This window comes from Bradyrhizobium sp. SZCCHNRI1009 (assembly GCF_032487575.1).
Taxonomy (GTDB): Bacteria; Pseudomonadota; Alphaproteobacteria; order Rhizobiales; family Xanthobacteraceae; genus Bradyrhizobium.
In genome coordinates this window covers 22904-39519 of record NZ_JAUEUL010000038.1, presented here as the reverse complement: position 1 = coordinate 39519, position 16616 = coordinate 22904, and the positions used below count along the sequence as shown (strand labels likewise).

Annotated in this window: 19 protein-coding genes; 9 read left to right on the top strand and 10 right to left on the bottom strand. The window is 66.5% G+C overall.

The window, feature by feature from the left end; translation table 11 throughout:
* Window positions 1-208, top strand: a 208-nt coding sequence (locus QX010_RS32100; protein WP_316183574.1) for a hypothetical protein, incomplete at its 5' end; no start/stop codon positions are given.
* Between the two features lie 280 nt (window positions 209-488).
* Here QX010_RS32100 and arsH read toward each other — a convergent pair.
* The 7 genes from arsH to QX010_RS32065 form a co-directional block, all read right to left on the bottom strand.
* A complete protein-coding gene (gene arsH, locus QX010_RS32095; protein ID WP_410052003.1) occupies window positions 489-1211 on the bottom strand; it encodes an arsenical resistance protein ArsH in 723 nt (240 codons plus the stop codon).
* A 55-nt stretch (window positions 1212-1266) separates the two neighbouring features.
* The gene (locus QX010_RS32090; RefSeq protein WP_316183573.1) at window positions 1267-1779 is read right to left on the bottom strand and encodes a heme-binding protein; all 513 of its coding nucleotides are present in this window, start codon (window positions 1777-1779) and stop codon (window positions 1267-1269) included.
* Window positions 1764-2000 (bottom strand): thioredoxin family protein, encoded by a 237-nt coding sequence (locus tag QX010_RS32085; protein WP_316183572.1) that lies wholly within the window; start codon window positions 1998-2000, stop codon window positions 1764-1766. Before QX010_RS32085 ends, QX010_RS32090 begins: the two co-directional genes overlap by 16 nt.
* A 16-nt stretch (window positions 2001-2016) precedes the next feature.
* Window positions 2017-3069, bottom strand: coding sequence for a permease (locus QX010_RS32080; RefSeq protein WP_316183571.1), 1053 nt, complete (start codon window positions 3067-3069; stop codon window positions 2017-2019).
* A complete protein-coding gene (locus QX010_RS32075) occupies window positions 3066-3362 on the bottom strand; it encodes a metalloregulator ArsR/SmtB family transcription factor (protein WP_316183570.1) in 297 nt (98 codons plus the stop codon). Before QX010_RS32075 ends, QX010_RS32080 begins: the two co-directional genes overlap by 4 nt.
* A 167-nt stretch (window positions 3363-3529) precedes the next feature.
* Complete coding sequence (locus tag QX010_RS32070; RefSeq protein WP_315805561.1) at window positions 3530-4060, bottom strand: GNAT family N-acetyltransferase; 531 nt, start codon at window positions 4058-4060, stop codon at window positions 3530-3532.
* 28 nt (window positions 4061-4088) lie between these two features.
* Entirely contained in the window at window positions 4089-5018 is a 930-nt protein-coding gene (locus QX010_RS32065) for a LysR substrate-binding domain-containing protein (RefSeq protein WP_315805562.1), read from the bottom strand.
* 89 nt (window positions 5019-5107) lie between these two features.
* Between QX010_RS32065 and QX010_RS32060 the strand changes: the two genes are divergently transcribed.
* Window positions 5108-6529 (top strand): MFS transporter, encoded by a 1422-nt coding sequence (locus QX010_RS32060; RefSeq protein WP_316183569.1) that lies wholly within the window; start codon window positions 5108-5110, stop codon window positions 6527-6529.
* Between the two features lie 20 nt (window positions 6530-6549).
* Here the strand turns inward: QX010_RS32060 and QX010_RS32055 are convergent, their stop codons facing one another.
* A complete protein-coding gene (locus QX010_RS32055; protein ID WP_316183568.1) occupies window positions 6550-6822 on the bottom strand; it encodes a hypothetical protein in 273 nt (90 codons plus the stop codon).
* A gap of 392 nt (window positions 6823-7214) precedes the next feature.
* Complete coding sequence (gene serB, locus QX010_RS32050; RefSeq protein ID WP_315805565.1) at window positions 7215-8105, bottom strand: phosphoserine phosphatase SerB; 891 nt, start codon at window positions 8103-8105, stop codon at window positions 7215-7217.
* Window positions 8106-8108: 3 nt separating this feature from the next.
* On the opposite strand from serB, the gene miaA reads away from it, so the two are divergent.
* The 7 genes from miaA to ilvC all read left to right on the top strand — a co-directional run bounded on the left by miaA (window position 8109) and on the right by ilvC (window position 15923).
* Window positions 8109-9026: a tRNA (adenosine(37)-N6)-dimethylallyltransferase MiaA gene (gene miaA, locus QX010_RS32045; protein ID WP_316183567.1), complete on the top strand. Its 918-nt coding sequence runs from the start codon at window positions 8109-8111 to the stop codon at window positions 9024-9026.
* A gap of 446 nt (window positions 9027-9472) precedes the next feature.
* Entirely contained in the window at window positions 9473-11242 is a 1770-nt protein-coding gene (locus QX010_RS32040) for an acetolactate synthase 3 large subunit (protein ID WP_316183566.1), read from the top strand.
* A gap of 266 nt (window positions 11243-11508) precedes the next feature.
* Window positions 11509-12492, top strand: coding sequence for a threonine dehydratase (locus QX010_RS32035; protein WP_316183565.1), 984 nt, complete (start codon window positions 11509-11511; stop codon window positions 12490-12492).
* Window positions 12493-12643: 151 nt separating this feature from the next.
* Complete coding sequence (ilvN, locus tag QX010_RS32030; RefSeq protein WP_315725898.1) at window positions 12644-13186, top strand: acetolactate synthase small subunit; 543 nt, start codon at window positions 12644-12646, stop codon at window positions 13184-13186.
* A gap of 3 nt (window positions 13187-13189) precedes the next feature.
* Complete coding sequence (locus QX010_RS32025; RefSeq protein ID WP_316183564.1) at window positions 13190-13879, top strand: class I SAM-dependent methyltransferase; 690 nt, start codon at window positions 13190-13192, stop codon at window positions 13877-13879.
* A gap of 271 nt (window positions 13880-14150) precedes the next feature.
* Entirely contained in the window at window positions 14151-14753 is a 603-nt protein-coding gene (locus tag QX010_RS32020) for a LysE family translocator (RefSeq protein WP_316183563.1), read from the top strand.
* 150 nt (window positions 14754-14903) lie between these two features.
* Window positions 14904-15923 carry a ketol-acid reductoisomerase gene (gene ilvC / locus QX010_RS32015; RefSeq protein ID WP_012029143.1) on the top strand — a complete coding sequence of 340 codons (1020 nt, stop codon included), beginning with the start codon at window positions 14904-14906 and terminating at the stop codon, window positions 15921-15923.
* A gap of 79 nt (window positions 15924-16002) precedes the next feature.
* On the opposite strand, the gene QX010_RS32010 is transcribed toward ilvC, so the two are convergent.
* A complete protein-coding gene (locus QX010_RS32010) occupies window positions 16003-16581 on the bottom strand; it encodes a hypothetical protein (RefSeq protein WP_316183562.1) in 579 nt (192 codons plus the stop codon).
* Window positions 16582-16616 lie beyond the last annotated feature (35 nt).

Genomic DNA, 16616 nt, shown 5'->3' with positions numbered 1-16616 from the left:
AATCATGCAGAGGGCGCAGGGAATGCCGGGTGAAGGCCTCACCCATGGCCCGCCTGCGAAAAAAATGCAGGCGGCAGGTACCACAGGCAAAGCCGAACACTCCGGCATTCCCTGCGCGACGGTCTTCACGCTTATACGCAGTCTCCCTGGTGCGCCGGGCTTGTTGGCCACCATCACCACGCGGCACATCAGCGCCATCGCGGCTTGATACCAGCGTCGGGGTATCAGGACGCTGCGATTTCACGTCCGCAGCAAAGCCGTTCGTCGGCGTGCCCGAAGACACGCTGCGGCTTCACCGCGGCCATCGCATCCCCACCTCGCGTGTCGTGACGATCGCGCGCAACGCCCCTCCGCAGTGAGGCGGGATGCGGGGAGATAATCATGATTTCAGATAAAGCGCAAGAAGATTATTTTTTTCAGAAGCTCCTGCAACGCCTCCGCCGGCCGGCGACGACGTTCCGGGCAGGGTGGAGCGCGCGGCCGGAGCCTCACAGCGATCGCTGGTTGACCCGCGTCGACAGCGCCTCGGCATTCTCCTTGCGCTCGGAATAGCGGTCGACCAGATACTCAGCCCGGTCGCGCGTCAGCAGCGTGAACTTGACGAGCTCTTCCATCACGTCGACGACGCGATCGTAATAGGGCGACGGCTTCATGCGGTCGGCGTCGTCGAACTCCGCGAAGGCCTTCGGCACCGAGGACTGGTTCGGAATGGTGATGAGGCGCATCCAGCGGCCGAGCACTCGCAGCTGATTGACGGCGTTGAACGACTGCGAGCCGCCGCTGACCTGCATCACGGCCAACGTCTTGCCCTGCGTCGGCCGGACGGCCCCGAGCGACAGTGGGATCCAGTCGATCTGGGTCTTCATCACGCCGGTCATCGCGCCGTGCCGCTCGGGCGAGCACCACACCATGCCTTCGCACCAGGTCACGAGATCGCGCAGCTCGCGGACCTTCGGATGATCCGGCTCGGCGTCGTCGACCAGCGGCAGTCCGCGCGGATCAAAGGTGCGTGTCTCCGCGCCATAGCGCGCGAGGACGCGCGCCGCTTCCTCCGTGAGGAGGCGGCTGAACGAGCGTTGCCGGAGCGATCCGTACAGCAGCAGGATGCGTGGAGGGTGGGAGGAGAGCTCAGGCTCCAGCAGCTTGGCGCGGTCGATCGGATGGAAGGAGGCTTCGTCCAATTGGGGCATGGTGTCAGACAATTCGAGCATCCTCCGGAATTGGCGAGCAGTGGCCGCTCTCGTTCGTGGCTCGCCCTCCAGGCGCTCAGAATGCGATGTCCGCGGCGACCGCTTCGATGCCGGCCTTCGCGCAGATGTCGTCGTTGTCGCCTCCGGGCGCGCCGGATACGCCGATCGCTCCGACCTGCTGGCCAGCGGCCTCTATTGGCATGCCGCCGCCGACCATGACAACGCCGGGAACGTTGACGATGGCCCGCTCCGCGGCGTCCGGTCGAGCCAGCCGGGCTGCGAGCGTGCTCGTCGCCTCGCGCCAGCTCGCCGCCGTCCGCGCCTTGCCCGTCGCGGCCTCCAGCGTATGCCAGCCAGCGAAACGGTCGCGCAGGGTGACCAGCGCAAGCCCCGACGGATCGCTCACGGTCACGGCGGCCTGCCAGCCGCGTTTGCGGCACTCGGCGAGCGCCGCCTGTGCCGCCTTGAGCGCCGTGTCCGGCGCGATGATCCGCCGCGTCCACGTGGGCTCATCGGCGCGCGCAACGACAACCGGGCCGAGCAGGAGGACGGCTGCGAGCAGCAGACGCAACATCACGTCGACAGCCATTTCGCCATGTCCTCTGGTTTCGGCAGGCCGCCCGCATGGACGACCTTGCCGTCGATCACCACGCCCGGCGTCGAGGCGATGCCGAACCTGGCGATGTCGGCGAAGTCCGTGATCTTTTCCAGCTCGATCTCGATGCCGAGCTTGCTTGCTTCCGCGGAGACCATTGCTGCGGTCTGAACACATCGCTTGCAGCCGGAGCCGAGGATCTTGACGTTCTTCATGGGGCTTGTCCTTTCATCAGAACAGGGCGTTGAAGAGATAGCCGACGGCGACGATGCCGGCGGCGACGACGCCCGCGAAGACGGCGATCAGCCGGAGCGTCAGCACCTTGCGCAGAATGAGCATCTCGGGAAACGAAAGCGCGATGACGCTCATCATGAAGGCGAGCACCGTTCCCAGCGCCGCGCCCTTGCCGAGCAGCGCCTCGACGATCGGAATGATGCCCGCAGCATTGGCGTACATCGGCACGCCGATCAGCACCACGGCCGGCACGGACCACCATTGGTCCTTGCCCATGATCGAGGCGAGCAGGTCGTTCGGGACATAGCCGTGAATGAATGCGCCCGCCGCGATGCCCACGATGATCCAGGCCCAGACGCGGCCGACGATGTCGCGCACCGCCTCGATTCCGGCCCGGATGCGATCGGCCACGTTCTGTGAATCCGGCTGCAGATCCGCCTGTCCGGCGCGCACGTTGCGAACCCATTCCTCGAGCCAGCCTTCGAGACGCAGGCGCCCGATGATCCATCCCGCCACGATCGCGACCGCCAGGCCGAAGGCCAGATAGATCGCGGCGATCTTCCAGCCGACCAGTGCGAACAGCAGGCCGAGCGCGACCTCGTTCACCATTGGCGCCGCGATGAGGAACGAGAAGGTCACGCCGAGCGGGACACCAGCGGAGACGAAGCCGACGAAGAGCGGCACCGCCGAGCACGAGCAGAAGGGAGTGAATACGCCGAGGATTGCAGCCGCGACATTGCCGAGGCCCTCGCGCCTGCCGGCGAGCAATGCGCGAGTTCGCTCGGCTGAAAAGAAGCTGCGCACGACGCCCATGCCGAACACGACCAGCGTCATCAGCATCAGGACCTTGGGCGCGTCGAACACGAAGAACCGCGCGGCTTCTTCCAGATGGCTGTCGCGGGGCACCGGCAGCGACGACACCAGCCATGCCGAGAACGCTTCCAGCTGCCAGTAGACCGCAAACCACATCGCGACCGCAGCGGCCGTCGCGACGATCCAGATCACAGCCGATGCCGACCCGTCAGGATAGGTTGAAGTTTCGGTTTTCATGCTGCGTTCCTGTTCGGCTCAGGCATGGCCGCCATGACGGCGTTGACGATGGCGCGGCGATCGGGCGTCAGGTCAGGGTTCAGCCGATACCGGACCCACTGGGCGTCACGCCGGTCAACGACGAGACCGACGGCCTTGAGGGCGGACATGTGCCGGCTCATGCGCGATGCGCTGGCTCGGAGCTGCCGCATGAGCTCGCAGACGCAATGCTCGCCGCCATCCCACAGGATGCGCAGGGCTGCGAGGCGGGTCGGCTCGGCCAGAGCGGCGAGCAGCGCGACGGGATCGGACATGGCGGCGATATATGCGTATTTTCGTATTTGCGCAATAGCGCATATGATATCCTTTGTCTTGGCACGCCGCTGCCGGCGATGACAATTCCCGGACCCGTCGGGGGGATGATGCAAACTGGGCTCAGCGGCTTGCGGGCTGTATGTCTGCGCGCACCGGCGATGCCGGATCAGGCGAGCTGAGTGATGTCAGGCCAATGCACGCGCAGGACGGTCTTTCCGTCAGCCGCGGGAATGCTGGAGGGCTTGGTGTCGACGATGCGGCCGCCAAGCCGCCTGTAGAACCGGAGGCCGGCGACATTGGCCTCGAAGACCCAGAGGTGCAATCCAGAGTGTGACGCGCCTGCCGAAAGCAGGCGAGCCGCGCCGCGAAGCAGCCGCTCTCCAAGCCCCGAGCCTCTGGTCTCGGCCGCGACGTGAAGATTGTCGACCAGATGTCCCCACACCGGGTCGGCGTCGCGATAGCAGCAGATGAAGCCGCGCATCAACCCGGCCGGGTCGCGTGCGACGTTGACGAGTTGATCCACGGCCGGCGTGCCGAGCCGCTGCGTCCAGACCGCGCGCCGGTCGGCGTCGATGGCGCTGCTGAGAAACTCCGGCGCGAGGATGTTGGCATAGGCGTCGCGCCAGCTCGCCGCATGGAGCGCCGCGACGGCCGGCGCGTCTTCGCTGGTCGCGGCGCGGATGATGATGTCACTCAAGAAATCTTCTCCATATCCTGTCTACGCATCACTCACTATCGGAGAGCAGCGCTGCTTCGCTCGCGAGCCAGTTCGTGAAAAACCGGACGCGCGTATCGCTGCTGAGCACGGCCGGCCAGCGCACGACATGCACCTTGCTGGACGGCACGTCCCATTCGGCCGAAACGACGCGCGTCAGGCGGCGCTCGGCCAGTGCGTCATGCACGAGCAGCGATCGTCCCAGCGCCACGCCGGCGCCCTCGATCGCTGCGGCGAGCGCCAGGCTGATCGTATCGACCCGAATGCCGACGGGAGCCTCCGCGCCGAGGCCGAGCCTCTCGAACCATGCGGGCCATGACCATTCAGCGCCGTCGTCGCGGCCGGCGCGCCCCTTGTGAATGATGGGGTAGTTCGCGAGATTGCGGACATCGTGCAAGGCGCGGCCGCGCGGCAACAGGCGCGGCATGGCGACCGGAAAGACGCGCTCTCTGAACAGCAGCCGTTGCGTCGAGCTCGCGCGCGCCGCAGCCTTCGGCAACCACAGCACCTGGAGATCGACATCAGCTGCGCGCGCCTGAGCCTCGCTCTCGGCGACGACGAGTTCGACGCCGACATCGCCGTGTCTGGACAGAAAGCCGGGCAACCGACGCACCAGCCAGTAGTGCGACAAGGCTGCGCTCACGCCGACCTTCAACACCGCGGGCTGCGCGGCGGCGCGGTAGCGCGCGCGCAGCAGCGCCATCTCGTCGAGCAGACCAACGATCTCCGTGAGCAGCGAGGTGCCGGCCGTCGTCGGCGACAGTCCGGTCCCGCTGCGGTGGTTGAACAGCTTGGCGCCGAGATAGGTCTCGAGCTTGCGCAGCCGGTGGCTGACAGCACTCTGCGTTAGCCCGAGCTCCGTCGCTGCCAAGGTCATGCTGCGGTGGCGGGCGGTGGCCTCGAAGGCAACGAGACCGTCGAATGGCGGAAGAGATCGCATTGGCCAAGTATGAACGAGATTCATGCTGACGTGAATGGGTGCGCCGGCCATATCTTTGGCCCGTCCCTCCCCATGACGAAGGCCGCCAAATGCCGACAGCCCGTTCCACGTCATCGTCGGCCGACGTCGCAACGGCGCCGTCCATGTGGCCGGCGCTCGCCCTGAGCCTGGCGGCTTTCCTCACCAATTTCGATGTGACCGCCGTGGTGGTGGCCTTGCCCACCATCGCGGACGAGCTTGGGCTTGGGATCGCCGGCCAGGCCTGGATGATGGACGGCTACAGCCTCGCCTTCACGGCGGCGCTTCTGGTCGCGGGCGCTCTCGCCGACAGTCTGGGCCGTCGCCGAGCGATGCTCGGCGGCAACCTCGTTTTTGCCGCCGCATCGGTCGTGTGCGCGCTGTCGGCCGACGGCCTGACCCTCGGGCTCGCGCGGGTGTTGCAGGGACTGGGCGCGGCTTTCGTGATGACCGGCGGCATTGCGCTGATTGCCGCTCTCTATCCGCAGGCCGCCTCGCGCACGCGCGTGTTGGGGGGGCTCGGCGTCGTCTCGGGCGTTGCGATGGCGGTCGGACCGAGCATCGGCGGCGGCATTTCCGCGTGGATCGGTTGGCGCTGGATCTTCGCCGCCAATCTGCCGGCGTGCCTGCTGGCGGCCTGGAGCATTCCCCGGCTCGTTCCCGAAATGCGCAGTTCGGCGCGGCGTCCGCTCGATTATCTCGGGATGGGTCTTCTTAGCGCGGCGCTCTGCATGCTGATTGCAACCCTGCTGCACGGTCACGGCGGACCGGAACTGATCCTGGGGGTCGTGCTGGCGGCGCTTTTTGGGGCGACCTTCCTCTGGCAGCAGCGGCGCCGCACGCAGCCGATCTTCGATCCAGCGATCTTCCTCAACCGCGCGATGGTTGCCGTCGCGCTGCTGTTGAATGCCGTATCGCTCGGCTACTGGGCCGTGCTGGTCTTCCTGCCGGGTTTTCTCCGTGCGACGTTCGGCTGGACTGCCTCCGAATGCGGGTTTGCGATGCTCGCGGCGACGTTGCCGATGCTGGTCTTGCCGCCGCTCGGTGCAAGACTGGTCGTCCGGTGGGGATGGCGGCGGCACTTCACGGTCGCGCTGGCTATCATCGCCCTGGGCAATCTTGTCTTCGTCGGCGCGCTGGCCATGCCCGATCCGGCGCTCCGGTCGTGGCTCGTGCACATCGCAATGGCCGTGATCGGAAGCGGAGCCGCGCTGGCCCATCCGCAATTGTCGGGGGCCGTGGTTGCGCTGGTCCCGGCCGATCAGGCTGGGATGGCCGCGGCTGTGACGGTCGTCATGCGCCAAGCCGGCTTTGCGATCGGCATCGCGGTGCTCGGCGCGGTGTTGGGGAGATCAGGCGAAGTACCGAACTACGCGTGGGTATTCTGGGTCGCTGCGCCGGTCTGCGCGGCGGCGAGCGCATCGGCACTCCTGCTGCTGCCCTCGGCCACGGTCGCGCCGACCTGCGGGGAGAAGCAGCAGCAAGTTGCCTGATGGCGGAGACGGCCTGTCGATCAGTTGCGAACGCTGCCGACGGTCGCCGGCACGGCGAGAGCGGCGCTGCGACGATGCTGGGTGAGCACAGAGAGCTGGACCGGGGTGGCGGTGCTGTCCGCATTGATCGCAACGGTCTGCTGCGCGGCGGCAGAGGCGCCGATGACGGAGAGCTGGTGCGGGGACGCCGGCAGCGCGCCCACTTCGTAGCTCGGCAGCTCGCCGGCTACGGCAGCGCTGCTCAGCAGCGCGAGGGCAAGGAGAGAGCCGGGAATGATGTGCTTGATGGTCATCGAGAGGTCCTTTTGTGACGATGATCGATTGCATCACCTGCAATCGCTTTCGCTTCCTTGGACACTCCCTAGCGTTGTCAGCTTTATATGCGCTGCAGCATGATTTGACAATTCATGGATTGGTGATGCGGTTAAAATGGCAGTTCGCGTGCCGCCTTGATGCGGAAGGTGAATGATGTGATTTGCGATCTGAAATGAGATTGGAATGGAGTTGCGTGCGAGTGCGCTGGATTGAAACAAAATCCTGATGATGCGCTGATCGAGAGCCGATGAAGGCAGGGCTTTGGTAACGGCTTTGCTTGGGCGGCGATTCGCCCATGGACAATACGACTGCAATCTTCGAGCGTTCGCAAAACCATTGATTAATGGCCTGCCGCGCGGCCGCAGTCTCGTCAGTCCACGAACTGATCGCGCGTGTAGCCCTGGGCATAGAGCAGGGCGGTGAGGTCGCCGTGGTCGATGCGGGCCGAGGCGGCGGCCGAGACCGCTGGCTTGGCGTGATAGGCGACGCCGAGACCGGCCGCCTCGATCATGCCGAGGTCGTTGGCGCCGTCGCCGACCGCAAGGGTGTCGATCGCGTCGAGATCGAACGACTCGCGCAGCTCGATCAGGGTGGCGAGCTTGGCGTCGCGGCCGATGATCGGCTCGCGCACCTCGCCGGTGAGCTTGCCGCCGTCGACGACGAGCTCGTTGGCGCGGTTCTCCTGGAAGCCGATCTTGGCCGCGATGGCGCTGGTGAACAGCGTGAAGCCGCCGGAGATCAGGCAGGTATAGGCGCCGTTGGCGCGCATGGTCATCACCAGATGACGGCCGCCCGGCGTCAGCTTGATGCGCTTGGTCAGGACTTCGTCGACGACGCTCACCGGCAGGTCCTTCAGCAATGCGACGCGTTCGCGCAACGCCGGCTCGAACGCGATCTCGCCGCGCATGGCGCGCTCGGTGATGGCGGCGACGCGCGGCTTCAGCCCGGCGAAGTCGGCGAGCTCGTCGATGCATTCCTGGCCGATCATGGTCGAGTCCATGTCGGCGAGAAAAAGCTTCTTGCGCCGGACCGCTTCCGCCTGCACGACGATGTCGATCGGCATGTCGCCGCGCAGGTCGCGCAGGCGCGCCTCGAGCTTGTGGACCTCGCCGTCATGGGCGAACGGGATGTCGATCGCGACCTCGTCGAACAGCCAGCGCGGCGTGCCCGGCGACGGCAGCACGGCCAGGAAGGCCTCCACGATCGTGGTATCAAGCGCGGGATCGGCGGGATTGCAGATGAAGGTGGCGACGAGAGACATCAGGTGACTTTGCCAGGGATCAACAAAGCGGTGCTTATCGCAGGGCCGACCGCCAGCGGCAAGTCGGCGCTGGCGATGGAACTTGCGCAAAAAGCGGGCGGGGTCGTCATCAATACCGATTCCATGCAGGTCTACGGCGATCTGAGGGTGCTGACGGCAAGGCCGACCTGCGACGAGGAGGCCGCCGTGCCGCACCGGCTCTACGGCCATGTTGATGCCAGCGTGAACTACTCGGCCGGCCATTTTGTCCGGGATGCCGCCGAGATCCTGGGCGAGGTGCAGCGGGCCGGGCGGCTGCCGATCTTCATCGGCGGCACCGGCCTGTATTTCAAGGCGCTGACATCAGGGCTGTCCGCGGTGCCGCCCGTGCCGGAGGAGGTGCGCGACGCGGTGCGCCTCAGGCTCGATCGCGACGGCGTCGAGGCCCTGCATGCCGAGCTGGCGCGACGCGATCCGGCGGCGGCCGCGCGGCTGAACGTCCGCGACCGCACCCGCGTGGCCCGCGCGCTGGAGGTGATCGAGGCCACCGGTCGGCCATTGGCCGACTGGCACGCGGAGACGACGCCACCGCTGCTGCCGGCGGGCAGCACTCGGGCGCTGTTCATCGCTCCCGAGCGCGAGGCGCTATATCAGCGGATCGACGCGCGGTTCGATCTGATGCTGGAGCGCGGCGCGTTGCAGGAGGTCGAGCGGCTGGCGGCACGCGGCCTCGATCCGCTGCTGCCGGCGATGAAGGCCCACGGCGTGCCGGCGCTGATGCGCTATATCAGAGGGGAGATCACGCGGGAGGAGGCGGCCACCATCGGCAAGGCCGACACCCGCCATTACGCCAAGCGGCAGTTCACCTGGTTCCGGCACCAGTTGCCGGAGTTCGAGTGGATGAGCCCCGAGGCGGCGCGGGCGTGGGTGGCATCCCTCTGATCGTCATCGCGAGGAGCGCAGCGACGAAGCGATCCCGAGTTGTCGAGTGGGGCCCCTGGATTGCTTCGCTTCGCTCGCAATGACGGCGTGATGGCCAAATTACCGCTCGCCGAACGGAAAATTCCGCGTTAACATCGCAAAATCGCGCTGACGAGACGGCTTTGCCTTGACATTGGGGCATCCCTGGCTATGGTTCGCGCAACCTTTGGGAAGCCCGCTCGGCATCATGCGCAACTTTATTACCATCCTCCTTATCGCCGTCGTACCCAGGCGCACCGCCGGGGATGGCTAGCGGCCATCCAAAATCCGAGCGGTGCGCAGGGCCTTCCAGGGCCCTTTTTTATTGCCCCGATTTATTGCCCCGACACCAACGACCGATCCTGAACAGCTACCGAAACCAGCCGACCAAACGACCAGCCGCTGAGAGAAGCGATCCGGAGCCCGCCATGACCGACAAGAGCCACGATCCGAACCAGATGACCGGCGCCGCGATGATCGTGCGCGCGCTCATCGACCACGGCGTGCAGCACCTCTTCGGCTATCCTGGCGGCGCGGTGCTTCCGATCTATGACGAGATTTTCCAGCAGAGCGAGGTCCAGCACATCCTGGTCCGCCACGAGCAGGGCGCCGGCCACGCCGCCGAAGGCTATGCGCGCTCGACCGGCAAGCCGGGCGTCGTGCTGGTGACCTCGGGCCCCGGTGCGACCAACATGGTGACGCCGCTGGCGGACGCACTGATGGATTCGATTCCCCTGGTCTGCATCACCGGCCAGGTGCCGACGCACCTGATCGGCAACGATGCGTTCCAGGAATGCGACACGGTCGGCATCACCCGGCCCTGCACCAAGCACAATTGGCTGGTCCGCGACGTCAACGACCTCGCCAAGGTGCTGCACGAGGCGTTCTACGTCGCCACCACGGGCCGTCCCGGCCCGGTCGTGGTCGACGTGCCGAAGGACGTGCAGTTCGCGACCGGCACCTATCATCCGCCGCGCAAGTCGGACGTCCACGTGTCCTATTCGCCGCGCGTCAAGGGCGACGCGATGCAGATCCGCAAGGCCGTGGCGCTGCTGGCCTCGGCCAAGCGGCCGGTGATCTATTCCGGCGGCGGCGTCGTCAACTCCGGGCCCGACGCCTCGAAGCTGCTGCGCGAGCTGGTCGAGGTCACGGGCTTCCCGATCACCTCGACCCTGATGGGGCTCGGCGCCTATCCGGCCTCGGGCAAGAATTGGCTGGGCATGCTAGGCATGCACGGCACCTACGAGGCCAACATGGCGATGCATGATTGCGACGTCATGCTGTGCGTCGGCGCGCGCTTCGACGACCGCATCACCGGGCGCACCGACGCGTTCTCGCCCGGCTCGAAGAAGATCCACATCGACATCGATCCGTCCTCGATCAACAAGAACATCCGCGTCGACGTGCCGATCATCGGCGATTGCGGCGACGTGCTCGCCGACATCCTGCAGGTGTTCAGGGCCGAGGCGAAGAAGCCGGACATCAAGTCGTGGTGGCAGGAGATTGCCGTCTGGCGCGCGCGCAACTCGCTGGCCTACAAGCCGAACCGCGACGTGATCATGCCGCAATATGCGATCCAGCGGCTGTTCGAGCTGACGCGCGGGCGCGATACCTACATCACGACCGAGGTCGGCCAGCACCAGATGTGGGCGGCGCAGTTCTACGGTTTCGAGGAGCCGCACCGCTGGATGACCTCGGGCGGCCTCGGCACCATGGGCTACGGCCTGCCGGCGGCGATCGGCGTGCAGGTGGCGCATCCCGACAGCCTGGTCATCGACATCGGCGGCGACGCCTCGGTGCAGATGACGATGCAGGAGATGTCGACGGCCGTGCAGTACGAGCTGCCGGTCAAGATCTTCATCCTCAACAACCAGTACATGGGCATGGTGCGCCAGTGGCAGCAGCTGCTGCACGGCAACCGCCTGTCGCATTCCTACTCGGAGGCGCTGCCGGACTTCGTCAAGCTCGCCGAAGCCTATGGCGGCGTTGGTCTGCAGGTCAGCAAGCCCGGCGACCTCGACGGCGCGATCAAGGAGATGATCTCGGTCAAGAAGCCGGTGCTGTTCGACTGCCGCGTCGCCGCGCTCGAAAACTGCTTCCCGATGATCCCCTCGGGTAAGGCGCACAACGAGATGATCCTGCCGGCCGAGGCATCCGATCCGGCCGCCGCGTTCGCGGGTGGCAAGGCGCTGGTGTGAGTTCGACAGGAGTGATGGTGCGGTGATGGCACGCGCGTTCGGCAGTCTGGCTCTCAACCTCTCCCCGCTTGCGGGGGCGCGACGAGCTTCGCTCGCGCTGAGAGGTCGGATCGCATCGCCAGATGCGATCCGGGTGAGGGGGTACAGGTCTCACCACGCGCACGTCCCGTGCGTCTGCCCCTCACCCCGACCCTCTCCCCGTAAGAACGGGGAGAGGGAGCGCAGCGGCGCCTGGAGCTGTCCGCTTCTGAAAAATGAGCAATTCCATGTTCACGCTCGCTGAGCTCGAAGCCGCCCACGCCATCGTCGGCGCCGCGGTGCCGGCGACACCCGCGCATGCGTGGCCGTTGCTGGCGCAGCGGCTGGGGACGCACGTCGTCGTCAAGCACGAGAACCACACCCCAGCCGGGGCCTTCAAGGTGCGCGGCGGGCTGGTCTATGTCGACAGCCTCAAGCGCACGCAGCCCGATGTCCGCGGCCTGATCACCGCGACCCGCGGCAATCATGGCCAGAGCATCGCCTTCGCCGGCCGCCGCAACGGCCTGCCGGTGACGATCTACGTGCCCCAGGGCAACTCGGTCGAGAAGAACCGCGCGATGGCGGCGTTCGGCGCCGAGCTGATCGAGCATGGCAGCGACTTCCAGGAAGCGCGCGAGGAAGCCGGGCGCCACGCCGCGCGCGACGGCCTGCACATGGTGCCGTCGTTTCATCGCGATCTCGTGCGCGGCGTCGCGACCTACGCGCTGGAGCTGTTGCGCAGCGTCCCCGATCTCGACGTGCTCTACGTCTCGATCGGGCAGGGCTCGGGCATCTGCGGCTGCATCCTGGCGCGCGATCTCCTGGGCCTGAAGACCGAGATCGTCGGCGTGCAGTCGACCGAGGCGCCGTCCTACGCGCTGTCGTTCGCCGCGCGGACCGTGGTGACGACCAACAGCGCCGACACCCACGCCGATGGTCTCGCAACGCGCAGCCCGGATGCGGATGCGCTCGCCATCATCCTGAAGGGCGCCTCGCGCATCGTGCAGGTCAGCGATGCCGCGATCGCCGAGGCTGTGCGCATTCTCTGGACCGACACCCACAATCTCGCAGAAGGCGCCGGTGCGGCGCCGCTCGCAGCCGCCCTGCAGGAGAAGGGCAGGCTCGCCGGCAAGCGCGTCGGCCTGGTGCTGACCGGCGGCAACATCGATCTCGACCTGTTCAGGCGCTGGGTGATGCCCGCGGCCGCTGAAGACATGGCAGGGGTGTCTTGATGGGCACTCCGCACGCCACACACACCGCCGTCATCGCCCGGCTCGACCGGGCGATCCAGTACGCCGCGGCAGTCGTGAGTCTCACGAACGCCGGTGAGTACTGCATGCCCACCTGCGCGGACATGACGGCAGACACACCACGGGGACACCAATGAACCAGCCAGCCTCCGCCTACTTCATCGAAGACCGCCACGATCCGAACGAGACGCACACGCTGTCGGTGCTGGTGCAGAACGAGCCGGGCGTGCTCGCGCGGGTGATCGGCCTCTTTTCCGGCCGCGGCTACAACATCGAGAGCCTCACCGTCTCCGAGACCGAGAGCCAGAAGCACCTGTCGCGCATCACCATCGTCACGACCGGCACGCCGATGGTGATCCAGCAGATCAAGCATCAGCTCGACCGCATGATCCCGGTCTATCGCGTCGTCGACATGACGCTGACCAAGCGCGCGATCGAGCGCGAGCTCGCGATGGTCAAGGTGCGCGGCATCGGCGAGCCGCGCGTCGAGGCGCTGCGGCTGGCGGATGCGTTCCGCGCCCGGGTGATCGACGCCACCACCGAGAGCTTCGTGTTCGAGATCACAGGCAACACCGACAAGATCACTCAGTTTATCGATCTGATGCGCCCGCTCGGCCTGGTCGAGGTCGCCAGGACCGGCATTGCGGCGATCGGGCGGGGACCGGAAGGGATGTGAGCCATGCTGGCGCGCGACTGGTACTACAACGAACGCAACCGGATCGGTCTCGATCATGCCGTGGCCTCGATCTACGGTTCGGGCGACGATGCCGACGAGCGTGCGCGCGCCGCGTTGAAGATGCTCGGTGTCAAGCCGGGCTGGCGGGTGGCCGACATCGGCTGCGGCAATGGCGTGCTGGCGACGGAAGCGGCGCTGATGGGGGCCGTGGTCGACGCCATCGACATCTCGCCGGCGATGCTGGCGCTGACCAAGATCTACACCCGCGACCGCCGTACCGCGGTGCGGATGCATTCGGCGGGGCTGCTGTCGTTCGCCTATGAGGCTGCCACCTATGACCTGATCGCCAGCGAGTTCACGCTGCATCACCTGCCAGACTTCTGGAAGGCGGTGGCGCTGGCGCGGATCTTCGCGGCGCTGAAGCCGGGCGCGCAGTTCTTCCTGCGCGACATCGTCTATGTCTCCATGCCCGACGGCGCGGAGCGCTCGGTTGAGCAATGGGCGGATTTCAACATCAAGAACCACGATCTCGCCCGCGATAGCGTCATCACCCACATGCGCGACGAGAACTCCACCTTCGCCTGGGTGATGGAGCGCATGCTGGCCGAGGTCGGCTTCGTCACGGTGTCCGCCGACTATCACGCCCCGATGCACGCGACGTATGTGCTGCAGAAGCCGGCGGGGCAGGGCTAGCTATGAGCGGCAGATTGGTGAGTCTCACTTTCGCGCAGGCGACGGTGCGCTCCCTCTCCCCGTTCTTACGGGGAGAGGGTCGGGGTGAGGGGCAGCCGCACGGGGAGCGTTCGCCGTTAGACCTGTACCCCCTCACCCGGATTGCATCTGGCGATGCAATCCGACCTCTCCCCGCAAGCGGGGCGAGGTTGCACTGCCGGCGCCGCGACAGGCGCGGCCGCCATGCGCAGGTGACCGCAAGTCAGTGCTTGCTTGCGGCGAGAACGTCCTGATGTCCCAGCAGCTCCTCATCGCCTTCGTCACCTTTGCCTTCGTCATGGCGTTCACGCCGGGGCCGAACAACATCATGCTGCTGTCCTCCGGCGTCACCCATGGCTTCCGCCGCACGGTGCCGCACATGATGGGCGTCAGCTTCGGCTTCGCCTTCATGGTCGGCGCGGTCGGCTTCGGGCTGGCCACGGTGTTCATCCGCTACCCGGTCCTGCAAGACGTTCTGAAATATCTAGGCGCGGCCTATCTGATCTACCTGGCGGTTGCGATCGCCTTGTCCGGATCGACCAAGCCTGAGGACACCACGCCGCGCGGCCCGATGTCGTTCTGGGGCGCGGCGCTGTTCCAGTGGGTCAACGCCAAGGGCTGGGTGATGGTGATCAGCACCATCACCGCCTATGCCGCGATTGCCAGCTTTCCGGCCAATGTCGGGCTGCAGGTCGCGATCAGCTTCGTGATGGCGATCGGCTCGACCGTCACCTGGACCCTGTTCGGCACCGCACTGCGGCCGCTGCTGAGCTCCGACCGTGCGGTCCGCGCCTTCAACATCCTGATGGCCGCGCTGCTGCTCGCCTCGCTCTATCCCGTCTTCATGGACGCATGAAGGACGCCGCCGCCATGCGAGATCGGGGTTTCCAACGGGACCCAAAATGCTCTAGACACGGGCCGGATTTCGTCCGGGCGCAGCCGCCCGTGCCTCACCCAAGCGTCTGACTTTTCAGCCAATTCCGGCCATCTCAAAGAGGAAACGACAATGCGTGTCTACTACGATCGCGACGCCGATCTGAACCTGATCAAGGGCAAGAAGGTCGTCATCGTCGGCTATGGCAGCCAGGGCCACGCCCACGCGCTCAACCTTAAGGATTCCGGCGTCAAGGACGTCGCGATCGCGCTGCGCAAGGGCTCGGCCTCGGCCAAGAAGGCCGAAGGCGCCGGCTTCAAGGTGATGGAAGTCGCCGAGGCCGCCAAGTGGGCCGACCTGGTGATGATGCTGACCCCCGACGAGCTGCAGGGCGACATCTATCGCGAGCACCTGCACGACAACATGAAGCAGGGCGCCGCGCTGGTGTTCGCACACGGCCTCAACGTGCACTTCAATCTGCTCGACCCGCGCGCCGATCTCGACGTGCTGATGATCGCGCCGAAGGGCCCCGGCCACACCGTCCGCTCCGAGTACCAGCGCGGCGGCGGCGTGCCCTGCCTGATCGCGATCGCCAAGGATTCCTCGGGCAACGCCCATGACCTCGGCCTGTCCTATGCGTCGGCGATCGGCGGCGGCCGCGCCGGCATCATCGAGACCACCTTCAAGGAAGAGTGCGAGACCGACCTGTTCGGCGAGCAGGCGGTGTTGTGCGGCGGCCTGGTCGAGCTGATCAAGGCCGGCTACGAGACCCTGACCGAGGCCGGCTACGCGCCGGAGATGGCCTATTTCGAGTGCCTCCACGAGGTCAAGCTGATCGTCGACCTGATCTATGAAGGCGGCATCGCCAACATGAACTACTCGATCTCCAACACCGCCGAGTACGGCGAGTACGTCACCGGCCCGCGCATCATCACCCCCGAGACCAAGGCGGAGATGAAGCGCGTGCTCGACGACATCCAGTCCGGCCGCTTCGCGCGCGACTGGATGCTCGAGAACAAGGTCAACCAGTCCTCGTTCAAGGCCACCCGCGCCCGCCTGTCGCAGCACCCGATCGAGGAGGTCGGCGCCCGCCTGCGCGACATGATGCCCTGGATCAAGAAGGGCGCGCTGGTCGACAAGAGCAAGAACTGAGCTTGCGACGACGATCGGATATGAGAACGGCGGGCCGAGGCCCGCCGTTTTTGTTTGGTGGCTAGGAGATGGTCGCCGGTCAGGAGGCCGCGCGGCGCGAGACCAGTGGGGTCAGCAGGCGGACGATCTCACTGACCGCAACGAGGCCGACCAGCCAGGCGGCGCTGGTCAGGCCGAGGCGGGCGACGATCGGGAGCGCGAAGCTTGCGGCCCCGCCGAGTGCGGGCGTGGCGGCCAGCAGCACCAGCTCATAGGCGGCGTAGGCACTGAGGAGCGCAACGGCAAACGCGGCCGGCGCTGGTGCCGTGCGCAAGGCCGCCAGCGCCATGCGGGCTATGACGGTGGCGCTGAGCGCCGCGACGCCGATCATCGCGCCCCAGGCCAGCGTGTTGGCGTCGACGGGATAGTGCAGGGCGCCGAAGCCGATGCCCTGGTTGACCAGCCAGGCGCCGAGTATCGCCGGCAGCGCCGAGCGCAGCGGCAGCATGGCGGCTGCGATCACGGCGAAGGCCGCAAACGGCGTCGCGCAGGCGAACACGAAGCTCGCCAGCGCGCAGGCCGTGGTCAGCAGCGCGAAGCAGAACGCGGCGGCATGCCGCTGCGGGACGGGCGCGAGGCGAGCCCCGAAGCTGGATGAGGCAAGGATGTCGAAAGCCATGGAACATCTCCTTCTGTTGCGATTGTAGTCATTTC